Here is a 26,414-nt window from a genome sequence, read left to right as displayed (position 1 = left end):
GGGACCGCTTGACGCCATGGCTCACCCTCGGGATTCTGTTGCGCATAACGCTCCACCATGCGCGGTGCGAAACGCGACCGTGCCGAAGGGGCCGAACCGTAACTGGGGGCCCTGGTGATTCCCACCCGCTGCCACTGCCACTCCCACTGCGTCTCGCACCGCGTCTCCCACCGCCACTGCTGTTGGCACTGCCACATCGATACCGCTCCTCCGATCGCCGTCGTCCACGCCGACGGAGAGCTGTCCGCCATCGGCGACACCCGCCCCCACCAGGACGCCTTGCGCTTCGGCGGCCGGCCGCAGGGGTGTCTGGTCGGGTGCCCCCTGCACGCCGCTTCATTCGATCTCGCCGCCGAGGAGGGCTTCACCGCATGAAATCAATCGCTGTCATCGGGGCCTCGCTGGCCGGGCTGTACGCCGCGCGGGCCCTGCGCTCCCAGGGCTTCGACGGCCGTCTGGTCATCGTCGGGGACGAACCACACCGCCCCTACGACCGCCCGCCGCTGTCCAAGAACTTCCTCACCGCCGCCACCGCCGACCCCGGCCAACCGGCCCTCGCCGACGCCGAAGAGACCGCCGAACTCGACGCCGAATGGCTGCTCGGCACCCGCGCCACCGGGCTCGACACCGGCGGGCGCGCGGTGCTCCTCGACGGCGGCCGGTCCCTCGTCACCGACGGCGTGGTGATCGCCACCGGAGCCACCCCGCGCCGCCTCCCCGGCCCGGAACCCACCGGAACCCACACCCTGCGCACCCTCGACGACGCTCGGGCCCTGCGCGACGACCTGACCCGTGGCCCGGCCCAGGTCGTCGTGATCGGCGCCGGCTTCATCGGCGCCGAGGTCGCCTCGTCCTGCGCCGCCCTCGGCCACGACGTCACCGTGGTCGAGGCCGCCCCGCTCCCCCTCGTACCTCAACTCGGCCCCGAAATGGCCCAGTTCTGCGCCGCCCTGCACGCGGACCACGGAGTCCGCCTCCTCACCGGGGCCGGCGTCGCCCGCCTCCACGGTGGCGGCACCGACCACCACCTCACCGGGGTCGAACTGACCGACGGCCGGCTGCTCCCCGCCTCCGTGGTCGTCGTCGGCATCGGCGTACGCCCGCAGACCGACTGGCTCGCGGGCTCCGGGCTACCGCTCGAGGACGGGGTGCGCTGCGACGCGGGCTGTGTCACCCCACTCCCCAACATCGTGGCCGTAGGCGACGTGGCCAGGGTCGACGGCACCCGCGCCGAGCACTGGACCAGCGCCACCGAACAGCCCACCGTCGCCGTACACAACCTCCTCGCCGGCCACACCGCCACCACCCATCGGCCGAACCCCTACTTCTGGTCCGACCAATACGGCATCCGCATCCAGTTCGCCGGCCACCGCCTCCCCACGGACGTCCCCCACATCCTCGAAGGCTCCCCCGAAGACCGCAGCTTCCTCGCCACCTACGACCGCAACGGCCACACCACCGCCGCCCTCGCCCTCAACCGCCCCCGCCCCTTCATGCGCCTCCGCCGCGAACTCACCCGCGCGGCACAGGCGACGTCGGCCTAGGTGCGCCGTTCGGTTCGCCTCACCTCAAGGTCCGGGCCTCCCGTGGTGCGGCGCGGCGGCCCTTGCCGGGGCCCGCGCCCGCCTCACGGTGTCGGTGCACCACGCCTCAGGCGAGCCGTTTCCCGTTGTCCACATGCCGCGCCTTCGGCACCCCGCTGAACCGCCCGGACTGCCCGGCCGGTGCCGCCCGCATCACCCGTTCCGAGCCCGCCCGTTGCTCCTCCGTCTCGTCGACCGACGCCACATCGGTCCAGTAGATGTCGAGCATGGTGCGCAGCGTGGTCGGCTCACCGCTCGCTCCTATCGGCACCGAGATCTGTTCCAGGGCCCGCCACAATTCATAGTCCGATTGCTCGGCAATTCCCCCGGCCCGGGCGTGCGCGGCCTGATGCCGCTGGACGGCGAGGGCCAGTTTGCGCAGGCATTCGCGGTGTTCCTGGGCCACGCTGTTGTTTGCGGAGCGGTTCAGGTCGCGCTTGGCACGGTTGACGTCGGCAAGGGCGTTCTGCACGGTACGGGCAAAATTCGCGGCGCGGTGCCGCCATTCTTCGTACTCGTTCCGCGTATCGAACCATTCCTTCTTTCCGGCCGGTCCACGGGCAAAGCATTCGGCCTGGAATGCCTCGCGTTCGGCCTTTCGTTTCCGCAAGGCGGAGACATTACGCTGCACCAGGCCGGACAGCGTTTCGCGGGTGCGGTCGATAAGGGGGCGGCTGAGAAGTAATTCCCAGACTTCCTGGTCGCGTGCCGGCGGGTGGGCATTGTCGAGGACAAGCCGTTCATAGGTGTCGTCGGTGAGCGCGGTAAGGGTTCGGACGTCCATCGGGCGGCCTCCGTGCCGGTTGGGCGTTGCCGGCTCCATGGTGACGGCCGGGTCCGGCATCCGGACAGGGCGCACGACGATCACAAAGGCGCCCCCGCCGCCGATACAGGGCGCACGGCAATCCGTCCGAGCGCACCCCTTGACACCCCGCCCCCGCACGGCCGACGATCCCGGGGTGAACCTGTCAGACAGCCAGACAGCTGGCGATATGCCCAGGCGGATCACCGCGATGGAAGCGGTGCTGACGCATCTCCGCAGCGCCATCGAGCGCGGTGACTACGCGGTCGGCGACAAGCTGCCCTCGGAGGCGGAGCTGTGCCGACGCCTGGAAGTGAGCCGGCCCGTTCTCCGGGAGGCGCTGCGGGCGCTGCAGACGATGGGGCTGACGGTCTCGCGTACCGGCAAGGGCACCTTCGTCGTATCCGCCGGGGCGGTGGAGGATCCGACCTTCGGTGACTACACGGCCAGCGACCTCCTGGAAGTGCGTCGGCATGTGGAGATCCCGGTGGCCGGGTACGCGGCGGTGCGCCGTACGGCCGAGGATCTCGATCACCTCACCCATCTGCTGGAGCGGATGGAGCGGGAGACCGACACCACCGCCTGGGTGGCGATGGACACCCTCTTCCACCTGGCCGTCGCCCAGGCAGCGCGGAATCCGGTCTTCCGGCGGGTCATCGAGGAAATCCGCGATGCGCTGGCCCGCCAGTCGGCCTTCCTCAACGAGCTCGGCGGACGGCGCGAGCAGTCGAACCGCGAGCACCGGGCGATCGTCGAGGCGCTGGTCGACCAATCCGAGCACGACGCGGTGGAAGCCATGGCCCACCACCTCGCCCGCGTCGAGACGACGCTGACCACCATCGTGCGGCCGCCACACCGTACGGACCCCTCCCCCGACCCAGAGGACCCAACGTGAGCGAGCAATTCCTCCGGCAGGCAGAACGGGACCAAGAGCAAGAGCGGGAACACAAGAGGCAGAGCCAGGCGCAGGCGCCCGGGCACGGGCCCGGGCAGAATCCGAGTGGCGGGCATGTTGATGCCGGCGATGCGGGATATCAGAAGTCCCTTACCTCGCGGCACATCAATATGATCGCCATCGGCGGGGCCATCGGCACCGGACTGTTTCTCGGTGCGGGCGGCCGGCTCGCGGACGCCGGGCCGTCCCTGGCGGTGGCCTACGCGGTCTGCGGAATCTTCGCCTTTCTCGTGGTACGGGCCCTGGGCGAACTGGTGCTGCACCGGCCGTCGTCCGGCGCCTTCGTCTCGTACGCCCGTGAGTTCCTCGGCGAGAAAGGGGCGTACGTCGCGGGCTGGATGTACTTTCTGAACTGGGCGACCACCGGAATCGCTGATATCACGGCAGTGGCGACATATACCCACTACTGGGGCATGTTCTCCAACGTCCCCCAGTGGGTGATCGCGCTCATCGCACTCGCGGTCGTACTGACCGTGAACCTCATCTCCGTGAAGATATTCGGCGAATTGGAATTCTGGTTCGCGATCATCAAGGTCGGCGCGCTGGTCCTCTTCATGCTGATCGGCATCTTCCTGCTGGTCACCCAGCAGCCGGTCGGCGGCCACTCCCCCGGCCCGGCGCTGATCACGGACCACGGCGGCATCTTCCCGACCGGCACGCTCGCGATGCTGCTGGTGGTCCAGGGTGTGGTCTTCGCCTATGCGTCGGTCGAGCTGGTCGGCGTCACGGCGGGCGAGACCGCGGAGCCGCGCAAGGTCATGCCGCGGGCGATCAACTCCATCATGTGGCGGGTGGCACTGTTCTACGTCGGCTCGGTGGTGCTGCTGACGATGCTGATGCCGTGGAGCTCGTACTCGGCCGACGAGAGCCCGTTCGTCACCGTGCTGTCCAACGTCGGGGTGCCGGCGGCGGGCGGGGTCATGAACCTCGTCGTCATGACCGCCGCCCTGTCCAGCCTCAACTCCGGCCTCTACTCCACCGGCCGGATCCTGCGCTCCATGGCGGTGTCCGGGTCCGCGCCGCGGTTCACCGGCGTGATGAGCCGCAGTCAGGTCCCGTACGGCGGCATCCTCCTCACCTCCGGCATCTGCGTACTGGGCGTGGGCCTCAACTACGTCGTGCCGAGCGAGGCGTTCGAGATCGTGCTGAACTTCGCGGCGATCGGCATCCTCAGCACCTGGGCCATGATCATGGTCTGCCATCTGCTCTTCTGGCGAAAGACGCGGGCCGGACAGCTCGTCCGCCCCGACTACCGCCTCCCCGGCTCGCCATGGACCGAGTTCGTGACGCTCGGCTTCCTTGCGACGGTGCTGGTGCTGATGTGGGCCGACGGCGGGGCCGGCCGGACGACGATCGCCTCACTGCCCGTGATCGTGGCCGCGCTGGTCGGCGGCTGGTTCCTGGTACGGCGCCGGGTCGGGGCCGTACGGGATGCGGCGGCGCGGGAGAACGCCGACAGCATGGCATCCAGGAGCGCGGGAGCCGGCGAGGAGTAGCGAGCGAGGGGGGCTGGACAGAAGCGGCGAGAAACAGCGAAAAGCAGCGGAAGCAACGAGAAGTGATCATGAGTCAGAACAGCGGCCGTCGGCCCTTTGGCCGTCAGACCGTCGACCCACCGCCCCGCCGTACCCCAGGTGCCCCGCCCGATGTCCGGGAGCCGGGCCATGTGCCCCTCGCCCATGTGGTACGCGGGGGTCTGGTCGAGGGGGTCCACCACGGTTCGGTCGTCGTGCTGGCGGCGGACGGCAGCGTGGAGTTCCAGGCGGGCGATATCGAGGCAGCGTTCTTTCCGCGCTCGGCGCTCAAGCCCGTCCAGGCGGTGGGCCTGCTGCGCGCGGGGCTGCCGCCGCTGGACGCCCCGTCGCTGGCTCTCACCGCGGCCAGCCACTCCGGCGAGGAACGCCATCTGGCCACCGCCCGGCGCATGCTGCACTCGGCCGGGCTGACCGAGGACGACCTGCGCAATGTGCCGGATCTCCCCTACGGGGCCGCGGTACGCGATGCCTGGCTGCGGCGGGGCCTGGCGCCCTCCCGGCTCGCGCAGAACTGCTCGGGCAAGCACGCCGCCATGCTCATGACGGCCCATGCGCAGGGCTGGCGCCTCGAGAGCTACCTCGATCCCGGGCATCCGCTCCAGTGGGAGATCGCCGCGGCGGTGGAGGACCTGACCGGGCAGGGCATCGCCCGGGTCACGGTCGACGGCTGCGGGGCGCCGCTGTTCTCCGTATCGCTGCACGGTCTCACCAGAGCCGTTGCCCGGCTGGCGACGGCCGCGCCCGATACGGACGAAGGGCGGGTCGCGTACGCCCTGCGCGAGCACCCGGAGATGGTCGCGGGGGACGGGCGCGACGTCACCCAGCTGATGCGCGCGGTGCCCGGACTGATCGCCAAGGACGGGTTCGAGGGAGTGCAGATCGCGGCGCTGCCGGACGGCCGCGCGGTCGGCGTGAAGATCGCCGACGGCGCCGACCGCGCCCGGATGCCGGTGACGGCCGCCGCCCTCGAGCGCTGCGGCGTCGATCCCCGCGTCCTCTCCGCCTTCGCCGCCACACCGGTCATCGGAGGCGGCGAGACGGTCGGCTCCCTACGGGCGGCGGGGGCGATGGCCGCCTGCTCCCCCGAACCCTTCGCACCCGCCCCATAAGCCCTCTCCACAGCCCCTCCCCCTCCCACCCAAGGACTTCTCCACCATGACTGCCGCCGTCGGCCACCGCCGCGAACACGACCTCCTCGGCGACCGCGAGATACCCGCCGACGCCTACTGGGGCGTCCATACCCTGCGCGCCAGGGAGAACTTTCCGATCACCGGTACGGCCATCTCCGCCTACCCGCATCTGATCAACGCCCTCGCCGCCGTCAAAGAAGCCGCGGCGCGGGCCAACCAGGATCTGGGGCTGCTCGCCCCGAAGAAGGCCGATGCCATTGCGGCCGCCTGCCGGGAAATCCGTGAACAGGGGCTGCTGCACGACCAGTTCGTCGTCGATGTCATCCAGGGCGGTGCCGGAACGTCGACAAACATGAACGCCAACGAGGTGATCGCGAACCGGGCGCTGGAAATCCTGGGCCACACCAAGGGCGACTACGGCCAGCTGCACCCCAACGAGGACGTCAACCTCGGCCAGTCGACCAATGACGTCTACCCGACCGCCGTGAAGGTGGCCACCGTGATCGCCGTACACGAACTGCTCGCGGCAATGACGGTGCTGCGCGAGGCATTCGCCGCCAAGGCCGCGGAATTCCGCGACGTCCTCAAGATGGGGCGTACCCAGCTGCAGGATGCCGTGCCGATGACGCTGGGGCAGGAGTTCTCCGCGTATGCCGTGATGCTCGAGGAGGACGAGAGCCGGCTCGCCGAGGCCGCCCTTCTCATTCATGAGATCAACCTTGGCGCCACCGCGATCGGCACCGGGCTCAATGCCCCCGAGGGTTACGCGGAAGCGGCGCGCCGTCACCTCGCCGCGATCACCGGGCTGCCGCTGGTCACCGCGGCCAACCTGGTGGAGGCCACCCAGGACTGCGGTGCCTTTGTGCATCTGTCCGGCGTCCTCAAGCGCATCGCCGTCAAGCTCTCCAAGAGCTGCAACGATCTGCGACTGCTCTCCTCCGGCCCGCGCGCGGGGCTCGCGGAGATCAATCTGCCGCCGGTGCAGGCGGGTTCGAGCATCATGCCCGGCAAGGTCAACCCGGTGATCCCCGAGGTCGTCAACCAGGTCGCCTTCGAGGTGATCGGCAATGACGTCACCATCACCATGGCCGCCGAGGCGGGCCAACTCCAGCTCAATGCGTTCGAGCCGGTCATCCTGCACTCGCTCTCGGAGAGCATCACCCATCTTGGGGCCGCCTGCCGCACCCTCGCCGAACGCTGTGTCTCCGGCATCACCGCGAACACCGAGGCCCTGCGCGCGACCGTGGAGAACTCCATCGGCCTGGTCACGGCGCTCAACCCGCACATCGGCTACACCGCCGCAACCGCCATCGCCAAGGAGGCACTGGCCACCGGTCGCGGCGTGGCGGAACTGGTGCTGGAACAGGGACTGCTGCCGGCCGACCGCCTCGCGGCACTCCTACGGCCGGAGGTACTGGCGGGACGGTAGGGGGCGGTAGGCGCGGTAGGGGCGGGGACAGCGGCAGTGCCGTAGTCGGAGCGCGGGGGCCGACCGGAAGGCAGGTCCGGCAGTCGTCTCCCGCACCGCTTCCGACCTGCCCTTTCGCCGTAGCGCGTGGCGCGCGGCCGGACACCCTCGATTTGGTGAACGTCACATACCGATGACATGGGACAAATTCGGACAAATAGCCCTACTCGTTCGAGGTGATCACCACCGGGCCACGTATCGTCACCGTGGCCCATGAACCCTGGCCCCTGAACGGAACTGAGCCGCAACCCCGAATCCTGGCGGCCGGAACGGAATTCCTTATGCACGCATCGCGCATCTCTCGCTGCGCACGCCGCGGGCTGGTCGCGGTGGTGGCCGGCGGATCGCTGCTGACGGCCCTCGGCGCGGCGAGCCCGGCCGCGGCGAGCACCGCCAGCGCCCCGGCGGGCGGCTCGAAGGTCGTCTGCACCTCGAAGGAGCCCGGCCTGGCACCCAAGCTGTCGCACGACATCGCCGGTGCCCTCGACGGGCGCAAGGGCCGTTCGGCGCTGGCCGTCTATGACCGGCCCACCGGGACCACCTGCTGGTACCGGGCCGGTGCGCATTTCGATTCCGCGAGCGTGGTGAAGGTCACCGTGCTCGGGGCACTGCTCCGCCAGGCAGGCGAGGCACACCGCCACCTCACGCCGCAGGAGGCCCGCTGGGCCACCGCGATGATCACCAAGTCGGACAATGCCTCGACCGACGCCCTCTGGCACCGGATCGGGCCCGCCGGGATCAAGCGGTTCCTGGACCTGGCGGACATGCACCAGACGGTGCCGGGCAAGCGTGGGTCGTGGGGGCTCACCCAGATCACCGCGGGCGACCAGCTCAAGCTGATGCAGCTGCTCACGTCGCAGAATGCGGTGCTCAGCCCGTCCGACCGCGCCTACGCGCTCAACCTGATGAACCGGGTCGAGGCGGACCAGCAGTGGGGCGTGCCCGCCGGTGCCCCCGCCTCGGCGACGGTGCACGTCAAGAACGGCTGGCTGCCCCGGGCAACCAACGGCTGGCGGGTACACAGCGCCGGCGCCTTCACCGGAAGCGGTCACGACTACGGCATGGCCGTCCTCTCCCACGGAAACCGCACCATGGATTACGGCGTGGGCACCATCGAGGGAGCCGCGCGGGTCATCCAGCGCGACCTGACCGCGACCGGGACGTAGTCCGCGGACCGGTACACCGCCGCGTCCGCCCCCCGCGCGACAACAGCATCAGCAACGGCCCGTCGAATTTGCCGCCGATCCCGACGGGCCGTTGTCATGCCGTCCGGACGCGAGGGGCACCCTTCCACCCCGCTGGGTCAGGCGGTCGACGGCCGCACAGAGGCGGTCCGCGGTGTCATGGCCCCTCCTCGACAGCCGCCCAAATAGTCATGGGTGTGATTAGTCATTTTCTTGACTATGATCGGGAGGAGTCCGTGAGCGGAGACACAGAGGGTGGAGAGGAGGGCGTCCGATGGCTTTGCGTCATGCAGTGCTGGCGGCGCTGCTCGACGAGGAGTTGAGCGGCTACCAGCTGGCCAAGGTGTTCGACCTGGGTGTGGCGAACTTCTGGCACGCGCTGCCGCAGCAGTTGTACGCCGAGCTGACCAAGCTGGAGAAGGAGGGGCTGATCGCGGGCCGGGAGGTGGTCCAGGACACCCGGCCCAACAAGCGCCTGTTCCAGGTCACCGACGCCGGACTGGCCGAGCTGGAACGCTTCACGGCGACCGCCACCAAGCCCTCCGTCATCCGTGACGACCTGCTCGTGAAGGTCCAGGCCGCCGACCACGTCGACAGCGAGGCGCTGGTTGCCCAGCTCACCGAGCGGGCCGGCTTCGCCGAGGCCAAGATCGGGCTGCTGGACGCGCTGTTGCGGAAGATGCGAGGTGACCGCAGCGAGGAGGAATTCCTGCGCGACGGCGAACGGATCGGCCCGTATCTGACCTGCCTGCGCGGCCTCGCCTTCGAGCGGGGCAACCGGGACTGGTGCGAGCGCACCGTGGCGGTCCTTCGGGAGAGGCGGGCGGCTCATGCCCGGAGATGACCACCTGCGCTTCGTCGCCCTGGGCGACAGCCAGACCGAGGGGGTCGGCGACGGCGACGACACCGTGGGCCTGCGGGGGTGCGCCGACCGGCTCGCCGAAAGGCTCGCGCTGCACCACCCCGGCGTCCAGTACGCCAACCTGGCCGTACGCGGCCGCCTCGCCGGGCAGGTCCGCGAGGAACAGCTCGCGCCCGCCCTCGCCCTGCGCCCGGACCTGGCCACCGTCATCGCCGGGGTCAACGACCTGCTGCGGCCCCGGTTCGACGCCGATGAGGTGGCCGGCCACCTGGAGGCGATGTTCGCGGCACTCACCGGCCAAGGTGTCCGCGTCGCGACCGTCACCTTTCCCGACGTCGCACGGATCACCCCGCTCGCCCGCCCGCTCAGCTCCCGCGTCACCGCGCTGAACCACCGCATCCGGCAGGCGGCGCACCGACACCGCGTCGCCGTCGCCGAGACCTCCCACCACCCTGTGGTCACCGACGCGCGCCTGTGGAGCCCGGACCGGCTCCACGCCGGCCCACTCGGCCACGACCGGATCGCCGCGGCTCTCGCCCACGCCCTCGACCTGCCCGGCAGCGACGACTCCTGGACCCACCCGCTGCCCGCCCAAGCAGCCGTCCCCTCCGGATGGCGCACCCTCGGGGGCGAACTCCGGTGGGTCGCCTCCTTCGTCGGTCCCTGGCTGGGCAGACGGCTGCGCGGCCACTCCTCCGGCGACGGACGCACCGCCAAACGCCCGGACCTCCTTCCCGTACGGACCGCCCCCGCCGGCGGCGAGACGGCGGAGGACGGCACATCGGTGTAGGCCCCTCCCCCTCGCCCCTCCCTCCGGCTCAACCAAGCGCCTGAAATATGCCGGTTTCACCCTTGTAGCCGGTTTCCTGCTCGGTACTCGCTGGAAGTCAACCCCGGGTATCCAGCTCCGGCAGATCCCGCGCACGAGGCCGGAGACCGAGAAGGAGGAGAGCGGATATGGGCGCACCGCAGCACAACGGCCACAAGCGCTTGAGCGCCAAGGAAGTCTCCCTGCTCATCGAGGGCGGCGAGCTCGGCGCAAGCAAGCGGGCGGGGGCCAGAGGGGCCACTCCGGTGTTCATCGAGCCGGAGAAGTTGCAGAAGGAGATCGAGCTCCATGTGTGCATGGGGCTGAACTCCTGCAAGGGCCACGGTGTCAACGGGACCGGCGACATGGCCGGCATGGGGGAATGCGCGACCGTCTTCCACGTCTGTCACGGCGACAACGAGTGCCGGGGGCAAGGTGGTTGCGGCTACAGCGGCAGCGACGCGGAGCAGGCCAAACCCGGCAATCAGGAGTGCCGCTGGAACGGCAGCTGCGCCAGTCCCGTCAACGAGGGCAGGGTGCATGCCGCCGGGCCCTATCGCGGCACGAGCGTATGGAAGCGGGCCCGCAAGATCTTCGAGGAGCGGATGTATACGGCCGGGAGACCCTTCGGCCCGTCTCCCGGCGAGGGTTTCCCCGACAACCTGGTACCTCCGTACGAAGAGAAGCGGAAGATCCCCCACGTTCCCAAGGGTTCCGGCGTATGACCGTTGGCAATGCCCCGGCGGCCGGGTCCGCGACGCGACGGAGGCGTGCCCATGCCCCGTATCCCTTGCCGGAGAGCGACTTGGGGTTCGGCGTCGGGCTGCGCACCCCGCATCTGGGATATGTGCTGGCGCACTGGCCGCAGGTGGACTGGTTCGAGATCATCTCCGAGAACTTCATGGACTCGGGCGGATATCCACGCCATGCGCTCGACCGGATCGCGGAGCGCTATCCGGTGGTCATGCACGGGGTCTCGCTGTCGATCGGCAGCACCGACCCGCTCGACCTCGCCTACCTGGGCCGGCTGCGCCGCCTGGCCGACGCGACCGGGGCGCACTGGGTCTCCGACCACATCTGCTGGACGGGAGTGGCCGGCCTCAACACCCACGATCTGCTGCCGGTCCCGTTCACCGAGGAGTCCCTGGCCCATATGGCCCGCCGGGTACGGGCCGTACAGGACGTCCTGGAACGTCCGCTCGTACTGGAGAACCCCAGCAGCTACGCGGAGTTCACCGGATCGGCGATGAGCGAGTGGGAGTTCGTCTCCCGGCTGGCCGCCGAGTCCGGCTGCGGACTGCTGCTGGACGTCAACAACGTCTATGTCTCCTCCGTCAACCACGGTTTCGACCCCGAGGAGTACGTACGGGCACTGCCGCACGAGCGCGTGGTGCAGATCCATCTCGCCGGCCACACCGACCTCGGCACCCATATCGTCGACACCCACGACCGTCCGGTGGCCGACCCGGTGTGGCAGCTGTACCGGCTGGCGACCTCCCTGACCGGGCCGGTCGCCACCCTGCTCGAGTGGGACGACGACATCCCCGCCTTCCCCGAACTGCTCGACGAGCTGGCCAAGGCACGCCAGTACGCCGGCGCGGCCGGCGACGCGGGCGCGCGGGTGCTCTGTGGCTAGTCCGGCCGGCCCGCCCGTCACCCTGGCCGACACCCAGCGCTGGCTCCAGCACGCCATCCTCGACCCGGCCGGGCCGCCCGGCACCGTCGACGAAGTGCTCACCCGCTCCCGCGAGTTGAGCTCTCGGCAGCGGCTCGATGTCTACCGGCGCGGCTACCGTCTGCGCCTGCTGGAGGTGATGCGCGGGCTGCACCCCGGCCTGCGGGCCCTGCTGGGTCCCGAGCTCTTCGACGACTTCGCGCTCGACTACCTCGAGGCCTGCCCGTCCCGCTCGTACACCCTCTTCCAGCTGGACGCACGCTTCGTCGATCATCTCCGCGCCCATCGGCCCGACCGTAATCTGCCCAGCGGCCGGCGCGAGGGCTGGGTGGACCTGATCGTCGATCTCGCACGCTACGAGCGGGCCTTCGCCGAGGTCTATGACGGCCCCGGCACCGAGGGCGGGCCGTCGCCGCACTCCGGCCCCGCTCCGGCACCGGCCGCGTGCCTGCGAGTGCTGCGGGTCTGCGCGCCCGTACACACCTACCACGCGACGGTCCGCCGCGGGCTGCCCGCCGAACCGCCCGCGCCGGGGCCCGTACACCTGGCCCTGTCGCGGCGTGACTACGTGGTCAAGGTGACCGAACTGGAGCCGGACGGCTACCGGTTGCTGTCCGCGCGGCTCGCCGGGGACCGTGCGCCCCGGTCATGACCTTTCGTCAGATCCCCGTGAGTGAACGTGAGTGAAGGAGCATCCACGATGGCGACCGCAACCCTGACCAAGGCGCACGTACCACCCGTCATGGCCCTCTGGCCGGTGGACCCCACCAGCAAGAAGGAGGATCTGACGCAGCTGCAGAACCACCTGCTGCAGGCTGCCTATCTGGAGATGTCGACGGTCCCGATGTATCTGTACGCCATGCTCTCGATCGAGACGCGCGGCTCTTCGCAGTGGGATCCGGGAATGGGCGCCTTTCGGCTGATCCGCAGCATCGTGGTCGAGGAGATGCTGCATCTGTCCCTGGTCCGGAACATGCTGGTGGCGCTCGGCGGCCGGAAGAAGATCAAGTTCTACGACAAGAAATTCATGCCGAGCTATCCGTCGCTCATGCTGCACCGCTGGCCCGAGCTGACCCTGCATCTGGGTCCCTGCACCAAGGAGCTGGTCCGGGGCGTCTTCATGGAGTTCGAACTCCCGAAGCAGGATCAGACCACCGACGAGGCGATCCCCGATGGCTGGTACCGGACCATCGGGGAGTTCTACCAGTCCGTCGGGGAACGTCTCGCCGCCCTCGACAAGAAGACCAAGGGCAAGGTCTGGAAGGGCAACGAACCGGAGTTCCAGTACGTGGACGCGTACTGGAACAAGGACGGCGGTGGCGCGCCGCTCATCGTGAGCGACCTGAAGAGCGCGCAGGACGCCATGAAAATCATCGTGGAGCAGGGGGAAGGGATCGACCCCAAGAGCCCGTCGGTGCCGATCAACCCGCTCAAGCCGGTCCCCGGGCTCGACGAGTTGCCCCACTACACGAAGTTCAAGCGGATCGCCGACGGGGTCGAGCCGCTGGGGTTCGTCCACAACCTGCCCACCGACCCGAAGTCCGCGGACTACGGCAAGAAGGAAGAGCCCGCGGCGCACAGCATCAACACCCTGTTCAACGCGGCGTACTGCTACACGATGCACATGCTGGACGTCATCTACGACACGTCGTGGAAGGATCTCGCGCCGGGCAAGGAGAACCAGCGCTATCACCTGGAGCGTACGTTCATCTCGCTGATGCAGGGTGTGCTGGTGACCGTGGCCGAGACCATGGTCGCCAGCCGGCTCCACGGCCCGGTCTCGATGATCCAGAACCCGGGTCCGACGTTCGAGTTCTACCAGCTGCCCGAGCAGGGCAAGAAGGCCCACCTCATCAAGCTGTGCGAGCAGACCATGCACTACTTCCCCGAGCTCGGTGGGGACAACAGCGTGCTCTGGCTGCTGAACAAGATGCCGGACGTCTGATCCGCGGGCAGGCGGCGGGCCTGCCCCGCGCGCGCGAACAGGCGGCGCCGCTCGGGCAGCGCCGCCTGCGTCGGCCATGGGCCCCGGGTCAGGAGTCCTTCTGCTCCGTCCCCGCGATGATCGCGGCCACGGCGGCGGCGATGCTGGCCTCGGCGGCCTTCTTGTCGATGCCGAGGTCGGCGAGGACGCCCGTACCGGCCTCGAGTTCCAGCAGGGCGAGCAGGATGTGCTCGGTGCCGATGTAGTTGTGCCCCAGGCGCAGGGCCTCCCGGAAGGTGAGCTCCAGCGCCTTCTTCGCCCGGGCGTCGAAGGGGATGAGCGCCGGCAGCTCGTCGGCCGCGGGCGGCAGGACCGCGGTGACGGCCTCCCGTGCGGACTCCGCGGACACACCCTGCTCGAAGATCGCGCGCGCCCCGAGACCCTCCGGCTCGGACAGGAGCCCCAGCACCAGGTGCTCGGGGCGGATTTCGTTGCTGGACGCCGCGCGGGCTTCCTCCTGCGCCACCACCACGACCTTGCGCGCCCGCGGGGTGTACCGGCCGAACCCCTGTTGCGGGTCGAGATCCGACGGTTCGCCGGGCCCCTTCGCCACAAAGCGCTTCTGCGCCGCCTGCTTGGTGACCCCCATGCTCGTGCCGATGTCCGTCCAGGACGCGCCCGAGCGCCGCGCCTGGTCCACGAAGTGGCCGATCAGATGGTCGGCCACATCGCCGAGGTGCTCGGCGGCGATCACCGCGTCGGAGAGCTGGTCGAGCGTGTCGGAGTGGACCTTCTTGATGGCCTCGATCAAGTCGTCGAGGCGGACCGGATTCGTTGTGCGGTCTGAATTCCCCATGCGTCAACCGTAGATTGACGATGCCCTGACCGTCAACCCCGAGTTGACGATGGGATGGGCAACGGCATTGACAAGTCATGCCTGCTTGGCACGTCCTGCCACCCACCGCGTACCGTTGGACCTTCATCCATACGGTCGGTCGCCCACCCCATGGGCACGGGCAGCGCAGCAGAGGTGGCAACAGCAGTGCGTCGACGGCTCTTTCTTTCTCGTACGGCAGGTATGGCGGGTGCGGCGGCATGGGGACTCACCGGCTGCGGCTCGGGGGACGCGGCCGGCAAGAACGTGACCCTGAAGGTGATGGCGGCGAGTTACGGGAAGAGCGTCGGCTCGTCCCTCGTCGGCCGGTGGCGCCAGACCATCGCCGCCTTCGAGAAGCAGCACCCGAAGATCAAGGTCGACCTGGAACTCGTCCCCATCGGCCAGATCGACCAGACGCTCGCCCGCCGGGTCGAGAGCGGGAAGGCACCCGACATCGCGCAGTCGTACGTGTTCGCCGACTACGCCGAGGCCGAGCAGCTCTACAAGGTCGAGGAACTCTTCAACATCGCCACACAGGCCGACTTCATCACCTCCTTCGCCCGCGCCGGGGAGATCAGCTACATCCAGTACGGGATTCCGTTCCTGGCCAGTACGCCGCGGCTCTTCTACAACAAGAGCCTCTTCACACGGGCGGGGGTCGGCGGCCCGCCCACCTCCTGGGCCGAGTTGCGCAACGCGGCCCGCGCGCTCAAGTCGGCCGGGGTCAAGACGCCGTACGGACTCCAGCTCGGCCCGGAGGCGGCCGAGGACGAGGCGCTGGCGTGGATGCTGGCGGCCGGCGGCGGCTATTCGGGGACATCCGGGTACGACTTCGCGAGGCAGGAGAACGTCGAGGCGCTGACCTGGCTGAAGAACGAGCTGGTGGCGCCGGGGCTGGCCGGTGCCGATCCGGCGCAGTTCAGCCGGACGCCCGCATACGCCGCGTTCCTCAAGGGCGAGGTCGGCATGATGCTGGCCCACCCGGTGCTGATCAAGGCGGCCGAACAGGCCCGGATCCCGTTCGGGAACGCCGCCTTCCCCATGCAGAGCGGCAGCACGGCGGCGCCCCCGGTCGGGCTCAGCGACTGGCTGATGGCGTTCAAGCGGAACGGGCACCGCAACGAATGCGGCGCATTCCTCAGCTTCCTCTTCGGCAAGAAGGCGGCCACCGGGTTCGCGGCGGGCCAGGGGACCCTCCCGGTCACCGCTTCCGGCTCGGCTGCGCTGCGGGCCCAGCCGTCACAGCGGCCCCTGTGGAAATTCATCGACCAGATGCCGAAAGCCGAATTCCATCCGGTGAACCGGAGTTCCTGGCCCAAGGTCCGCGATGCCGTACGGGACCGGATCGGCGGTGCGGTCATCTCGGGCGGCACCGCGCGCTCGACGCTCGATTCGCTTCAGCTGACCGCCAATGCCGCCGAGGCGAGGGCCGCGCGTCAGACCTGACACCTGGCCCGATCTCGGGTGCACCCCCACGCGCCCCCTCGCGTTCCGCCTGGCGGGCGGGGTGCGACGATGGGGCCCGTCATGGATGCGGGGCACATTCTCAGGGGGCTGCGCGCCGCGGTGTTCGCGGCGGTCTGCGTGCTGCTCGCTGCGCTGGGGCACGTCGCGATGTCGGATACCGCGGTGCCCGGGTGGATGCTGCTCGCGGCCGGCACGGGAACCGCGGCCGGCGCCTGGTGCCTGGCCGGGCGCGAACGCGGTCCGCTGCTGGTGGGATTGCTGACGGTGGGCACCCAGGCCGCCCTGCACAGCGCCTTCTCCCTCGGGCAGGCCCTCGCCGACGGCGGTGGTGAACGGGTGTCCCTGGCGCGCCAATGGGCCGACACCTGGCTGTGCGGCGCCCAGGGGATGTCGCTTGCGGACATTGATGCCGCGCAGCGGATGCACCAGGTGCAGCAGGCGCAGCATCAGATGTCTGCGGCGCACGGACTCCATGACGGCATGCCGGGGATGGCCGGCATGAGCGGTGCGCAGGGCATGAGCGATATGGGCGGCATGCATGCCATGGGCGGCGGCGCGGGCGGGATGCTCGCCGTCCACCTGCTCGTCGCGCTGTTGAGCGCGTGGTGGCTGTGGGGCGGGGAGCGGGCGGCGTTCCGGCTCGTACGGGCCGTGTCGGCGCGGGTGTTCGCGCCGCTGGTGCTCATCCTGCGGATCCTGCTGCCCGAGGCGCCGCCCGCCGTGCGCGCCGCACGGCAGGAGCCGCGGCGTGCGGTGCGGAAGCTGCTGCTGGCCCATGCGATGTCGCTGCGGGGTCCGCCGCGTGAGCCGGCTGTCGGCTGACAGCACGGTCGAACACCCGGGCCGTACGGGGCAGGTGCCGACGGCGGTCCCGGGCTCTACTTCGCCGGTCCCGCTGCGCGCGGCGACCGGATCACGCCAAGGACTCCAAGGACTCCAGATGTTGATTCCTGTCCGGACGGGGCGCTCCGGCGTCCCCTCAACCGGGTACCGAACCCGAACGCAAGCGTCCCAGCAGCGCCTCGACGGACGCCGTTCCGCCGTCGGTGTGCGCCGCGGCGCGGCCGGTCTCCGCCTTCAGCGCCCGCGCCCGCGCCTGCCACTGGCGGCAGTCCGCGCAGCCCGAGAGGTGGCCGTCGAGCCGGCGGTCGGTCAGGTCCGGCGGCAGCTCCTCGCCGTCGAGGCGGGCGGAGAGTGCCGTACGGATGCGCATGCAGTGCATGGCTCCATCCTCCCCGAAGCGTGGGCGCACGGCGAGGGGCGGTCGCGGAATGCGGGATGACGAGGCGGTGACGGAGTGGGCGCTGGCCGCCCGTACCGGCGACGAGCGGGCCGTCGAGCAGTTCGTCAGGGCCACTCAGCGCGATGTACGGCGCTATGTGACGCATCTCAGCGGCGATCCGCAGGCCACCGACGACCTGGTGCAGGACACCTATGTCCGGGCGCTGCGCAGCCTGCCGGGGTTCGAGGGGCGGTCGTCGGCGCGGACCTGGCTGCTGACCATTGCCCGGCGGGTGGTGGCGGACCGGATCCGTTCGCTGTCCGTACGGCCCCGGCTGGCGGCCACCGACGACTGGCAGTCGGCGGCGGAACGGGTGCAGCCGCGCGGGGTGCCGGGGTTCGACGAGGGCGTCGCCCTGGCGGAGCTGCTGTCGGCGCTGGGCCCGGGGCGGCGCGAGGCGTTTGTGCTGACGCAGGTGCTGGGGCTGCCCTATGCGGCGGCCGCCGGGGTGATGGGCTGCCCCGTGGGGACGGTCCGGTCCCGGGTGGCCCGCGCGCGGGAGACGCTGATCGCGCGGCTGGCCGAGGCGGAGGCCCGGGAGCCGGTGCCGGGTGACGCGCCGCGCGATCTCGCGGGGGCGGTCGCCTGACGGTACGTCAGGCCGCGGCAGGCAGTGAGGCGGTCGGCCCCCGCACCGGCATCGGTCCGGTGCGGGGGCCGGCCCCCTGGGGCCGGGTGGTTATGCGCGTACCTGGGGCCTGGTGGCGGGCACAGAGGCCGACGGCGGACGGGCCGGGTCCCGGCGCCTCGGGGAGCGCCAGGCGCGGTGGCCGAGCAGGCCGAGGACGGCGGGCAGCAGGAGGGCCCGGACGACCAGGACGTCGAGGGCGATGGCCAGGATGAGTCCGATGCCGATCATCTTCAGGAAGGTGATCGAGGAGAAGGCGAATCCGCCGACCACGACGGCGAGCAGGAGACCGGCGCTGGTGATGGTGCCGGCGGTGCGCTGCAGGGCGCCGGCCGTGGACTCGGCCGGGTCGCCGGTCTCCGCATAGCGTTCGCGGACCCGGGAGAGCAGGAAGACCTGGTAGTCCATGGCGAGCCCGAAGGCGATGGCGACGATCAGGACGGGGAAGTTCGCGTCGACGGCGCCGACGGTCTCGAAGCCCAGCAGGCCGGCCCCGATGCCGTACTGGAAGATCACGGTGATCACGCCGAAGGCGGCGAGGAGGGACAGGGCGCTCATGGCCACCGTGATCAGCGGGATGGCGAGGGAGCGGAAGGCCAGGAACAGGACCAGGGCGGAGACCGCGGCGACGAACAGGCCCATCCACAGGGCGCGTTGGCCGATCATGTCGACGATGTCGACACGGGAGGCGGGCATGCCGGTGAAGAGGGTCCGCGCCCCCTTGGGCGGTGCCGCCGCACGCAGGTCGCCGACCATGGTGCGGGCCGCGCGGGACATCGGGTCGGGGGTGTAGTGGAGGGTGATCCGGGCCGTGTTGCCGCGGGAGGCGGTGACGGCGGTGTCCTTGATGCCGGGGACGGTGGCGAGGCGGTCCGCGTAGGTGTCCAGTCGGGCGGGGCCGCCGGCACCGGTGACGACGGCGGTGACCGTCTTGGTGGGGTCGTGGTCGAAGCGCTCGCCGAGCTGTCGGCCGACCTGACGGGCGTCGGCGTCGGCGGGCAGCACCCAGTCGGCAGGACGCGCCCAGTTGACGCCGAGGGTGGGTCCGGCGAGGCCCAGCAGGGTGACGACGAGGAGGCCGGTGGTGAGCAGCGGGCGGCGCATCACCGCGTGCGCCAGCCGGTACCAGCGGCCCTGTTCGTCAGCGGTGCGGGCCGCGTCCGTACGGCTTGTACGGCCGGTGCGGCTCGTTCGGCCCGTACGACGGCTCAGGAACGGCACCCGTCCCGCGTCGATGCGATGCCCGGCGAACCGCAGCAGCGCGGGCAGCAGCGTCAGGGATCCGATGACGGCGAAGATCACCACGGCGACCGCCGCGTACCCCATCGAGCTGAGGAAGCGGGAGGGGAAGAGGGCGAGGCCCGCGAAGGAGATCGCCACGGCCAGGCCGGAGAAGGCGACCGTGCGCCCGGCGGTGGCGGTGGTGCGCTCGACCGCCTCGTCCACGGCGGCCCCGGCGGCCAGCTCCTCGCGGAACCGGCCGACCATGAACAGCGCGTAGTCGATGGCGAGTCCGAGGCCGAGGATGGTGATCACGTTGATGACCGAGCTGGACAGGTCCGTGAACAGGGACACCGTCCGCAGGACGACCAGCGAGCCGAGCGCCACCAGGATGCCCACGGCCAGCGGCAGCGAGGCCGCGACCAGGCTGCCGAAGACCACCAGCAAAAGGATCAGCAGGACCGGCATCGACAGCATTTCGGCGCGTCCGATGTCGGCGCCGGTACGCGCGTTGACCTGCTCGGTCATGGCCGCGGTGCCGCCGAACCGGACGGTGACGCCGGACGCGGACGGCACCGCGAACCGGTCCTTGATCCTGGCGAGGGCGGCCACCTGGTCCTGATCGCCGTCGGCGGTGAACTGGACGGTGGCGTAGGCGGAGTGGTGGTCACGGGAGGCGAAGTCGGCGGCCCGGCGAGGGCCGTTGCCGACCTGGCTCCCCTTGCTGTTCTTGCCGTCCTTGGCGTCCTTGCTGTTCTTGCCGTCCTTGGCCGACCAGTACGACTCGAAGCGGGCGATGTCCTGACGCGGCACCTCGCGCAGCGCCGCCCGTACCGGGTCCGCGAACGCCGCATCGTCCACGGTGTGCTTCCTGCTGCTGTAGAGGACGACCACATCGGCCGCCTGACGGCCCAGCGGCCCGGCGAGTATCCGGTCGGCCCGTACGGACTCGCTGCCCGGATCGTCGAATCCCGCGCCGCCGGTCAGCGTCCCGAAGGTGCCGGTCCCCCAGACTCCGCCCAGTACGGACAGCAGGACCGTCGCGACCACGACCCACCAGCGATGACGTGCCGTGAGCCGTCCCAATGACGACAGCATGAACCAACCCCCAGATACATGGATGCACAGGGATAGTGGATAGCTCCACTTCCGATAGTGCGACTATCCATTATGAAGGGGTGGGAGTGCAACCGGAGTTCGGCGCTGCGTTCCGCTCACGGCCCGGAGAGCGTCGCCACCGCGCGCGTCCTGACCGCGAGCGGTGGACTGTCGCGGAAGTGGAGGGTGAAGGTGAGCCGGTCCCCCACCTCCAGCCGGGGCGGCGGGCTGACCATGACGTCCAGGCCGGCCGCCGTCATCCGCAGCGAGCCGCCGGCCGGGACGGTGGCCGTGCGGACCATCTCCATCCGACGGGCGTTGCGGCCGATGTCGACGGTGCGGCTCAGCATGGCGCGGTATCCCGGCGGTGCGGTGACACCGGTCAACGTGTCATCCGCGGTGCCGGTGTTGCGGACGGTGAAGAACGCCGCGGTGGACTCCTTGCCGTACGGGATCAGCACGCGGCCCTCGGCGGCGCTGAGGCGTGCGGGGGTGCCGGCGTTGCCCGTAGCCGTCCAGGCAACGAGCATGGCCAGCGTTGCCAGACAGACGAGCAGAGGTACGGCGGCAGCCGCGCGCAGCGGGCTTCGGCTCATGAGGTCTCCCAAGTGGCATACGGGCGGCCCGAGTTGGCTCGTCGAGCGCCCTGTGTATCGCGCGCCGGCTGCCAGGCCCGCAGGCGGAGGCTGTTGCCCACCACCAGCACGGAGCTGGCGGACATGGCGGCGGCCGCGAGCATCGGATTGAGCAGGCCAATGGCGGCGAGCGGCACGGTGACGAGGTTGTAGCCGAAGGCCCAGACGAGGTTGGCGCGGATGGTGCCGAGGGTGCGGCGGGCCAGGCGTACCGCGTCGGCGATGGCCTGGAGGTCCTCGCGTACGAGCGTGACATCCGCGGCGCCGATCGCGGCGTCGGTGCCGCTGCCCATGGCGATGCCGAGGTCGGCCAGCGCGAGGGCCGCGGCGTCATTGACGCCATCGCCCACGACGGCGACCCGGCCGCCCTGTTCCTTCAGCGTGGTGACGAGTGCGGCCTTGTCCTGTGGGGTGGCCTGGGCATGGATCTCGGTGACGGCGAGATGCCCGGCGACGGCGCGGGCGGTGGCCTCGCGGTCCCCGGTGGCCAGGACGGGCCGCAGTCCCAGGCGGCGCAGGTGGTCGACGGCCCGGTAGGAGTCGGGGCGGAGCGCGTCGCCGATGGCGAGGACGGCCTCGGGGGTGTCATCGACGGTGACCAGGACCGCGGTGTGGCCTGCGGTTTCGGCGGCGCGTACGGCGTCCGGGAGGGGAGCCGGAAGGCCGGTGAGGTCATCGGGCGGCCGGACGACCGTCACCTGGCGGCCGTCCACGGTGCCACGTACGCCGTATCCGGGTGTGGCGAGGAAGTCGCCTACAGGAGGCAGGAGTTGGCCCTCACCGTGACCCTTTTCGCGGGCGTACCCGGCAACGGCTCGCGCCAACGGGTGCTCGGAGCCCTGCTCCAGGGCGGCGGCCAGGCCGAGGACCTCGGCCGGTTCGAGACCGTCGGCGCGCGGCGTCAGGGCCCTCACGCTCATCCTGCCGCTGGTGAGGGTGCCGGTCTTGTCCAGGACGATGGTGTCGATACGGCGCAGTCGCTCCAGTGCCTGCGGTCCGCTGACGAGGATCCCGAGCTGGGCGCCACGGCCGGTGGCGGCCAGCAGCGCGGTCGGGGTGGCGAGCCCCAGGGCACAGGGGCAGGCGACGACGAGGACGGCGACCGCGGCGGTGACGGCCGCCTGCGCATCGGCCCCGGCGCCGAGCCAGAAGCCCAGGACGGTGACCGAGACGGTCAGTACGGCGGGGACGAACACGGCCGCCACCGCGTCGGCGAGCCGCTGCGCCGCGGTCTTGCCGGTCTGGGCGTCCTCCACGAGCCGGGTGATCCGGGCGAGTTGGGTGTCCGCGCCCACCGCGTCGGCCCGGACCACCAGCAGCCCGCCGGAGTTGACCGCACCCCCGACCACCGCCGCGCCCGGCCCGGCCTCGACCGGCCGGCTCTCCCCGCTGATCAGCGACAGGTCCAGGGCGGAGGTGCCCTCGGTGACGGTGCCGTCGGTGGCGACCCGCTCCCCGGGCCGTACGAGGAAGAGGTCGCCGACCCGCAGCCGGTCCACCGGGATGCGGACTTCCGTGCCGTCGCGGCGTACGGCGACGTCCTTGGCGGCGAGTTCGGCCAGCGAGCGCAGCGCGGAGCCGGTGCCACGCCGGGCCCTGGCCTCCATACGGCGGCCGGCCAGCACGAACAGCGGTACGCCGACGGCGGCTTCGAGGTAGAGATGCGCGGTGCCGTCGCCGGCCGTGGGCAGCAGGGAGAACGGCATGGTCATACCGGGCGCGCCGGCGCCGCCGAGGAACAGCGCGTACAGGGACCAGCCGAATGACGCGGCCACGCCGAGCGAGACGAGGGTGTCCATCGTGGCCGCGCCGTGCCGCAGGCCGCGCAGGGCACGGGTGTGGAAGGGGGCCGCGCCCCAGACGGCGACCGGCGCGGCCAGCGCGAAGCACAGCCACTGCCAGTGCGGGAACTGCCAGCCGGGGACCATGGAGAGGGTCAGGACGGGGAGGGAGAGCAGGGCGGTCAGCAGCAGGCGGTGGCGTTCCGCGCGGGCGGCGGTGGCGTCCGCATCGGTGTGGCTGCCGGTGTTGGTGCCAGTGCTGGTGTTGGTGCTGGTGCTGGTGCCGGTGTTGGTGCCGGTGTTGGTGCCGCTGTTGGTGTTGTCCTGAGGGGCGAGGCGTGCGTCGTCCGGCTCCGGGGCGACGGGCTCGGGGAGGTGTGCCGTGAAACCGGCCGCCTCCACAGTGGCGATGAGGTCGTCGATGGGCAGTGCCGCGGGATGGCTGATCCGGGCGCGGCCGGTGGCCAGGTTCACGGAGGCCGTGACGCCCGCCAGCCGACCGAGCTTCTTCTCGACCCGGCCCACGCAGGCGGCGCAGGTCATCCCGCCGACCGTGAGGGTGGTGGTCCGGGGCGGGGCCGTGGCATCGCGCGGGGGCGTGGTCGTCATCGCATGCCGCCCATCCCGTGCATCCCGCCCATGTCGCCGTGAGGGCCGGGTTCGGGGCCCCCGGTACGGGCGCCGCCCGCGGGGTGCAGGCCCGGCGCGACCGGTCCGGCGACGGCGCCGACCCCGTACGACAGCGCGAAGAGCACCGCCAGCAGGGCGACAAAGCCGATGACCGGCCGGGCGGGCAGGAGGCGTTGGGCGACCTGGGGAAGAGCGGGCCGACTGCGGTCGGCCGGAGTGGAGGACATCGCCGCTCCAGGGTTGGTGGTGGGAAGGTGCATCGTGGCAGCCGGGAGGGGGCTCGAGGGCTCGGATATGCCTGGTCGGAGCAGTGAGGTTTATCCCTTGCATCCGGCGGAACTCCGGCGCGCGCAGGGCCGACTAACTGGGTTTGCGGACCTGGGTGGAGGGCGGCCTGCCGGCTCCTGTGTGAGGGAAATCCCCGGTCTTGGCGGGAACTTCCCGCCCCCTGCGCCCGACCTCTCCCACGCCGTGCCGTCCGGGCGCGGCGTTGAGGAGACCGAGGAGACCACCGCCATGTCCGCAGCGCCGGAACCCGTAGCACCGGAACGCACCACACCGGAGCTCGCAGCGCCGGAAACTGTCGAGCTGTACGGGACGGACTACAAGCGCGACCCCTACCCCCTGTACGCCGAGCTGCGTGCGCGCGGGCCACTCCACCGGGTCCGCTTTCCCAGCGGGGTGTGCGCCTGGCTCGTCACCGGCTACGAGGCCGCCCACCAGGCGCTGACCGACCCGCGGCTGGGCAAGCACCACTCGCGGGGCAACGCCGCCTGGCGGGCCCGTGCCTCGATCATGCCCGAGCCGCAGCACTCGCAGCTGCAGGTGCATCTGCTGCATCAGGACCCGCCGAAGCACACCGAGATGCGCCGGCTGATCACCGACGCGTTCGCCCCGCAGCGCGTCGAGGAACTGCGCCCCCGCTTCCAGGCCATGGCCGACGCCCTGCTCGATGCCCTCCCCGGCACCGGCCGCGCCGGGCACACCGACCTCGTCGACGCCTTCGCCGCCCGCTTCCCCTTCCAGGTACTGGCCGAAGTCATCGGCCTGCCAAGGGAGTTCGCGGACCGCTTCGACCGCGACTGGGGGAAGGTCGTGGCGCCCGTCGGCCCCGAGGACCCCGGCCGCCCGGCGTACGAGGCGCGGCTGCGCGGGCTCCAGCAGTACATCGCCGATCTGGTCGGCCACAAGCGGCAGGCGCGCGGCGGGGACCTGCTCTCCCGTCTGGTGGCGGCGTGCGACGACGGCCGGCTCCGGCAGGCGGAGCTCGATTCCATGATCTTCCAGCTGCTGGTCGCCGGGCAGGAGCCGGTCACCAACCAGATCACCACCGCCCTGGTCACGTTGCTGCGCCACCCCGAGCAGCTGGCGGAGCTGGCCGCACGTCCGGAGCTGCTGCCCCGGGCCGTCGACGAACTGCTCCGCCACGACAGCGCCTTCGAGCTGACGACCTGGCGCTTCTTCGCCGAGGATGCCGATCTGCACGGGACCCGGATACCGGCGGGCGACTCGGTGATCGTCTCGCTGTGCGCGGCCAACCGGGACCCCCGCCGGTTCGCCGACGCCGACACCCTCGACCTCGACCGCTCCCCCAACCCCCATCTCGCCTTCGGTCACGGCATCCACTTCTGCCCCGGCGCCGCGCTCGCCCGCACCGAACTCCAGATCGCCCTGGGTACGCTGCTCCGCCGGCTGCCGGACCTCCGGCTCGCCGTACCGGAGGCCGAACTGACCTGGATTCCGGCGGTACTTGCCCGTGGGGTGGACCGGCTGCCGGTGGCGTACGGGCCCGGCGGGGACCCTGCTGAAGGCGGGTCGGACCCTGTTGGAGGCGGACCCGGCCCCGTCGGCGGCGGGCCGACCGCCGCGCGCTGCCCCGTCACGCAGGGGCCGGCTGCCGCATGCTGACCCACCCGACACTGCCGCGCCCCGGCAGAGCCACCGGCCACCGGACGACCGCGGAGGCGGTCCTCGCCGCTCTCCTCCCCTACCGCCGCACCCTGGACGGCCCCCAGGAAGCCACCCCCGACGACTTCGTCCCCCAACTGCGCCAGCTCGCCCCGGCCCTCGCCGCCGGGCGGCCGATCGTCTTCACCCTCCCCGGCTTCCCCTGCAAGTCCCCCAACCCGGCCAAGGTCCTCGGCCACCTCCCCGACGAGGGCGAACGGCTCGCCCTGCGCTTCCTCGACGGCCTCTGCGCCCGGATCGCCGCCGTCCACCCGCCCGGTGCACGGGTCGTCATCTGCTCGGACGGGCATGTCTTCAGCGACCTCGTCCAGGTCCCCGACCCACACATCGACGCGTACGGCGATGCCCTGCGCGCGCTGATCGAGGAGGAAGGCCTGGAGCATCTGGAGACCTTCGACCTGCGCCATGCCTTCGGCGATCTGTCGTACGACGCGAAGCGCGCCCGCGTCCACGCCCGCTACGCACCGGACCTCGAGACGCTGCGGTCGCAGACGCGCAGCGACGACGAGACCCGGCGGCTGTATCAGGGCATCACCCGCTTCCTCTTCGAGGACACCGCCTCGTTCACCGGTACGCGGTCGGCGCTCCAGCGGGACTGCCGGGCCCGCGCGTACGGCGTTATGCAGCGCAGCCGCGCCTGGGGCGAGCTGATCGCCGAGCACCATCCGGGGGCGGTGCGGCTTTCCATCCATCCGCAGCCGCGCGGCTCCGCCAAGTTCGGTATACGGCTGCTTGCCGCGCCGGATGTGTGGATGACGCCCTGGCATGCGTGTGTGCTCCAACATGCCGATGGACGGCGGGAGTTGATGCGACGTGCGGACGCCGAGCGGCTCGGCCGCCTGGTGCTGCGCGAGGGGCGGCCGAGCCATTTTCGCCGCCCTTGATCCGTAGGCCGGGTGGC

24 protein-coding genes and 1 pseudogene are annotated in these 26,414 nt (G+C 71.0%); 18 read left to right on the top strand and 7 right to left on the bottom strand.

Annotated elements, in window-relative coordinates; all coding sequences use genetic code 11:
- Positions 1-195: 195 nt before the first annotated feature.
- Together AB0D04_RS18835 and AB0D04_RS18830 are read left to right on the top strand one after the other, a co-directional pair.
- Positions 196-348: pseudogene (locus tag AB0D04_RS18835) on the top strand (Rieske 2Fe-2S domain-containing protein); the annotation flags it as partial.
- A 23-nt stretch (positions 349-371) separates the two neighbouring features.
- Positions 372-1,544 carry an FAD-dependent oxidoreductase gene (locus tag AB0D04_RS18830; protein ID WP_362704294.1) on the top strand — a complete coding sequence of 391 codons (1,173 nt, stop codon included), beginning with the start codon at positions 372-374 and terminating at the stop codon, positions 1,542-1,544.
- A 106-nt stretch (positions 1,545-1,650) separates the two neighbouring features.
- Here the strand turns inward: AB0D04_RS18830 and AB0D04_RS18825 are convergent, their stop codons facing one another.
- A complete protein-coding gene (locus tag AB0D04_RS18825; protein ID WP_362704291.1) occupies positions 1,651-2,367 on the bottom strand; it encodes a hypothetical protein in 717 nt (238 codons plus the stop codon).
- A 175-nt stretch (positions 2,368-2,542) separates the two neighbouring features.
- Between AB0D04_RS18825 and AB0D04_RS18820 the strand changes: the two genes are divergently transcribed.
- From AB0D04_RS18820 to AB0D04_RS18770, 11 genes are all read left to right on the top strand, one after another.
- Positions 2,543-3,280 (top strand): FadR/GntR family transcriptional regulator, encoded by a 738-nt coding sequence (locus tag AB0D04_RS18820; protein WP_362704288.1) that lies wholly within the window; start codon positions 2,543-2,545, stop codon positions 3,278-3,280.
- Entirely contained in the window at positions 3,277-4,836 is a 1,560-nt protein-coding gene (locus AB0D04_RS18815) for an amino acid permease (RefSeq protein WP_362704286.1), read from the top strand. The genes AB0D04_RS18820 and AB0D04_RS18815 overlap by 4 nt, the downstream gene beginning before the upstream one ends.
- Positions 4,837-4,904: 68 nt before the next feature.
- Positions 4,905-5,984, top strand: a complete 1,080-nt coding sequence (locus tag AB0D04_RS18810; protein ID WP_362704284.1) for an asparaginase — start codon at positions 4,905-4,907, stop codon at positions 5,982-5,984.
- A gap of 46 nt (positions 5,985-6,030) precedes the next feature.
- Positions 6,031-7,434: an aspartate ammonia-lyase gene (gene aspA, locus AB0D04_RS18805; RefSeq protein WP_362704281.1), complete on the top strand. Its 1,404-nt coding sequence runs from the start codon at positions 6,031-6,033 to the stop codon at positions 7,432-7,434.
- A 320-nt stretch (positions 7,435-7,754) separates the two neighbouring features.
- Positions 7,755-8,639 carry a serine hydrolase gene (locus AB0D04_RS18800; RefSeq protein ID WP_362704279.1) on the top strand — a complete coding sequence of 295 codons (885 nt, stop codon included), beginning with the start codon at positions 7,755-7,757 and terminating at the stop codon, positions 8,637-8,639.
- A 292-nt stretch (positions 8,640-8,931) separates the two neighbouring features.
- The gene (locus AB0D04_RS18795) at positions 8,932-9,501 is read left to right on the top strand and encodes a PadR family transcriptional regulator (protein ID WP_362704278.1); all 570 of its coding nucleotides are present in this window, start codon (positions 8,932-8,934) and stop codon (positions 9,499-9,501) included.
- Complete coding sequence (locus AB0D04_RS18790; protein WP_362704276.1) at positions 9,488-10,309, top strand: SGNH/GDSL hydrolase family protein; 822 nt, start codon at positions 9,488-9,490, stop codon at positions 10,307-10,309. Before AB0D04_RS18795 ends, AB0D04_RS18790 begins: the two co-directional genes overlap by 14 nt.
- 167 nt (positions 10,310-10,476) lie before the next feature.
- Positions 10,477-11,052 (top strand): hypothetical protein, encoded by a 576-nt coding sequence (locus AB0D04_RS18785; RefSeq protein ID WP_362704274.1) that lies wholly within the window; start codon positions 10,477-10,479, stop codon positions 11,050-11,052.
- A 65-nt stretch (positions 11,053-11,117) separates the two neighbouring features.
- A complete protein-coding gene (locus AB0D04_RS18780; protein WP_362704272.1) occupies positions 11,118-11,963 on the top strand; it encodes a DUF692 domain-containing protein in 846 nt (281 codons plus the stop codon).
- Complete coding sequence (locus AB0D04_RS18775; RefSeq protein ID WP_362704269.1) at positions 11,956-12,654, top strand: DNA-binding domain-containing protein; 699 nt, start codon at positions 11,956-11,958, stop codon at positions 12,652-12,654. Before AB0D04_RS18780 ends, AB0D04_RS18775 begins: the two co-directional genes overlap by 8 nt.
- Before the next feature lie 48 nt (positions 12,655-12,702).
- Entirely contained in the window at positions 12,703-13,947 is a 1,245-nt protein-coding gene (locus tag AB0D04_RS18770) for a ferritin-like protein (RefSeq protein WP_362704266.1), read from the top strand.
- Positions 13,948-14,035: 88 nt separating this feature from the next.
- Here AB0D04_RS18770 and AB0D04_RS18765 read toward each other — a convergent pair whose 3' ends face one another.
- Positions 14,036-14,782 carry a Clp protease N-terminal domain-containing protein gene (locus AB0D04_RS18765; protein WP_362704263.1) on the bottom strand — a complete coding sequence of 249 codons (747 nt, stop codon included), beginning with the start codon at positions 14,780-14,782 and terminating at the stop codon, positions 14,036-14,038.
- Positions 14,783-14,968: 186 nt separating this feature from the next.
- Between AB0D04_RS18765 and AB0D04_RS18760 the strand changes: the two genes are divergently transcribed.
- Positions 14,969-16,249, top strand: coding sequence for an extracellular solute-binding protein (locus AB0D04_RS18760; RefSeq protein ID WP_362704260.1), 1,281 nt, complete (start codon positions 14,969-14,971; stop codon positions 16,247-16,249).
- 81 nt (positions 16,250-16,330) lie between these two features.
- Positions 16,331-17,092: a PE-PGRS family protein gene (locus tag AB0D04_RS18755; RefSeq protein ID WP_362704259.1), complete on the top strand. Its 762-nt coding sequence runs from the start codon at positions 16,331-16,333 to the stop codon at positions 17,090-17,092.
- Positions 17,093-17,249: 157 nt separating this feature from the next.
- Here the strand turns inward: AB0D04_RS18755 and AB0D04_RS18750 are convergent, their stop codons facing one another.
- Positions 17,250-17,492 carry a zf-HC2 domain-containing protein gene (locus AB0D04_RS18750; RefSeq protein WP_362704257.1) on the bottom strand — a complete coding sequence of 81 codons (243 nt, stop codon included), beginning with the start codon at positions 17,490-17,492 and terminating at the stop codon, positions 17,250-17,252.
- A 49-nt stretch (positions 17,493-17,541) separates the two neighbouring features.
- Between AB0D04_RS18750 and AB0D04_RS18745 the strand changes: the two genes are divergently transcribed.
- Positions 17,542-18,141 (top strand): sigma-70 family RNA polymerase sigma factor, encoded by a 600-nt coding sequence (locus AB0D04_RS18745; protein ID WP_362704254.1) that lies wholly within the window; start codon positions 17,542-17,544, stop codon positions 18,139-18,141.
- Positions 18,142-18,231: 90 nt separating this feature from the next.
- On the opposite strand, the gene AB0D04_RS18740 is transcribed toward AB0D04_RS18745, so the two are convergent.
- The 4 genes from AB0D04_RS18740 to AB0D04_RS18725 form a co-directional block, all read right to left on the bottom strand.
- On the bottom strand, positions 18,232-20,499 hold the full coding sequence (locus tag AB0D04_RS18740; protein WP_362704253.1) for an MMPL family transporter: 2,268 nt from the start codon (positions 20,497-20,499) through the stop codon (positions 18,232-18,234).
- 116 nt (positions 20,500-20,615) lie between these two features.
- Positions 20,616-21,095 carry a copper chaperone PCu(A)C gene (locus AB0D04_RS18735; protein ID WP_362704251.1) on the bottom strand — a complete coding sequence of 160 codons (480 nt, stop codon included), beginning with the start codon at positions 21,093-21,095 and terminating at the stop codon, positions 20,616-20,618.
- Positions 21,092-23,524: a heavy metal translocating P-type ATPase gene (locus AB0D04_RS18730; RefSeq protein WP_362704248.1), complete on the bottom strand. Its 2,433-nt coding sequence runs from the start codon at positions 23,522-23,524 to the stop codon at positions 21,092-21,094. The genes AB0D04_RS18735 and AB0D04_RS18730 overlap by 4 nt, the downstream gene beginning before the upstream one ends.
- Positions 23,521-23,772, bottom strand: coding sequence for a hypothetical protein (locus tag AB0D04_RS18725; protein WP_362704245.1), 252 nt, complete (start codon positions 23,770-23,772; stop codon positions 23,521-23,523). The genes AB0D04_RS18730 and AB0D04_RS18725 overlap by 4 nt, the downstream gene beginning before the upstream one ends.
- Positions 23,773-24,061: 289 nt before the next feature.
- Between AB0D04_RS18725 and AB0D04_RS18720 the strand changes: the two genes are divergently transcribed.
- A complete protein-coding gene (locus AB0D04_RS18720) occupies positions 24,062-25,453 on the top strand; it encodes a cytochrome P450 (RefSeq protein WP_362704243.1) in 1,392 nt (463 codons plus the stop codon).
- On the top strand, positions 25,447-26,397 hold the full coding sequence (locus tag AB0D04_RS18715; RefSeq protein ID WP_362704241.1) for an isocyanide synthase family protein: 951 nt from the start codon (positions 25,447-25,449) through the stop codon (positions 26,395-26,397). Before AB0D04_RS18720 ends, AB0D04_RS18715 begins: the two co-directional genes overlap by 7 nt.
- Positions 26,398-26,414: the final 17 nt, after the last annotated feature.

It is taken from the genome of Streptomyces sp. NPDC048483, assembly GCF_040651455.1.
Lineage (GTDB): Bacteria > Actinomycetota > Actinomycetes > Streptomycetales > Streptomycetaceae > Streptomyces.
The sequence above is the reverse complement of the archived record's forward strand: the minus strand, read 5'-3'. Positions and strand labels throughout refer to the sequence as shown.

Excerpts from the sequence above, each read along its gene's own strand:
- aspA (WP_362704281.1), top strand. The coding sequence starts at position 6,031 with ATGACTGCCGCCGTCGGCCACCGCCGCGAACACGACCTCCTCGGCGAC.
- AB0D04_RS18810 (WP_362704284.1), top strand. The coding sequence starts at position 4,905 with ATGAGTCAGAACAGCGGCCGTCGGCCCTTTGGCCGTCAGACCGTCGAC.
- AB0D04_RS18715 (WP_362704241.1), top strand. The coding sequence starts at position 25,447 with ATGCTGACCCACCCGACACTGCCGCGCCCCGGCAGAGCCACCGGCCAC.
- AB0D04_RS18735 (WP_362704251.1), bottom strand. The coding sequence starts at position 21,095 with ATGAGCCGAAGCCCGCTGCGCGCGGCTGCCGCCGTACCTCTGCTCGTC.
- AB0D04_RS18795 (WP_362704278.1), top strand. The coding sequence starts at position 8,932 with ATGGCTTTGCGTCATGCAGTGCTGGCGGCGCTGCTCGACGAGGAGTTG.
- AB0D04_RS18800 (WP_362704279.1), top strand. The coding sequence starts at position 7,755 with ATGCACGCATCGCGCATCTCTCGCTGCGCACGCCGCGGGCTGGTCGCG.
- AB0D04_RS18770 (WP_362704266.1), top strand. The coding sequence starts at position 12,703 with ATGGCGACCGCAACCCTGACCAAGGCGCACGTACCACCCGTCATGGCC.
- AB0D04_RS18730 (WP_362704248.1), bottom strand. The coding sequence starts at position 23,524 with ATGACGACCACGCCCCCGCGCGATGCCACGGCCCCGCCCCGGACCACC.
- AB0D04_RS18755 (WP_362704259.1), top strand. The coding sequence starts at position 16,331 with ATGGATGCGGGGCACATTCTCAGGGGGCTGCGCGCCGCGGTGTTCGCG.
- AB0D04_RS18825 (WP_362704291.1), bottom strand. The coding sequence starts at position 2,367 with ATGGACGTCCGAACCCTTACCGCGCTCACCGACGACACCTATGAACGG.
- AB0D04_RS18765 (WP_362704263.1), bottom strand. The coding sequence starts at position 14,782 with ATGGGGAATTCAGACCGCACAACGAATCCGGTCCGCCTCGACGACTTG.
- AB0D04_RS18750 (WP_362704257.1), bottom strand. The coding sequence starts at position 17,492 with ATGCACTGCATGCGCATCCGTACGGCACTCTCCGCCCGCCTCGACGGC.
- AB0D04_RS18830 (WP_362704294.1), top strand. The coding sequence starts at position 372 with ATGAAATCAATCGCTGTCATCGGGGCCTCGCTGGCCGGGCTGTACGCC.
- AB0D04_RS18790 (WP_362704276.1), top strand. The coding sequence starts at position 9,488 with ATGCCCGGAGATGACCACCTGCGCTTCGTCGCCCTGGGCGACAGCCAG.
- AB0D04_RS18745 (WP_362704254.1), top strand. The coding sequence starts at position 17,542 with ATGCGGGATGACGAGGCGGTGACGGAGTGGGCGCTGGCCGCCCGTACC.
- AB0D04_RS18740 (WP_362704253.1), bottom strand. The coding sequence starts at position 20,499 with ATGCTGTCGTCATTGGGACGGCTCACGGCACGTCATCGCTGGTGGGTC.
- AB0D04_RS18725 (WP_362704245.1), bottom strand. The coding sequence starts at position 23,772 with ATGTCCTCCACTCCGGCCGACCGCAGTCGGCCCGCTCTTCCCCAGGTC.
- AB0D04_RS18785 (WP_362704274.1), top strand. The coding sequence starts at position 10,477 with ATGGGCGCACCGCAGCACAACGGCCACAAGCGCTTGAGCGCCAAGGAA.
- AB0D04_RS18720 (WP_362704243.1), top strand. The coding sequence starts at position 24,062 with ATGTCCGCAGCGCCGGAACCCGTAGCACCGGAACGCACCACACCGGAG.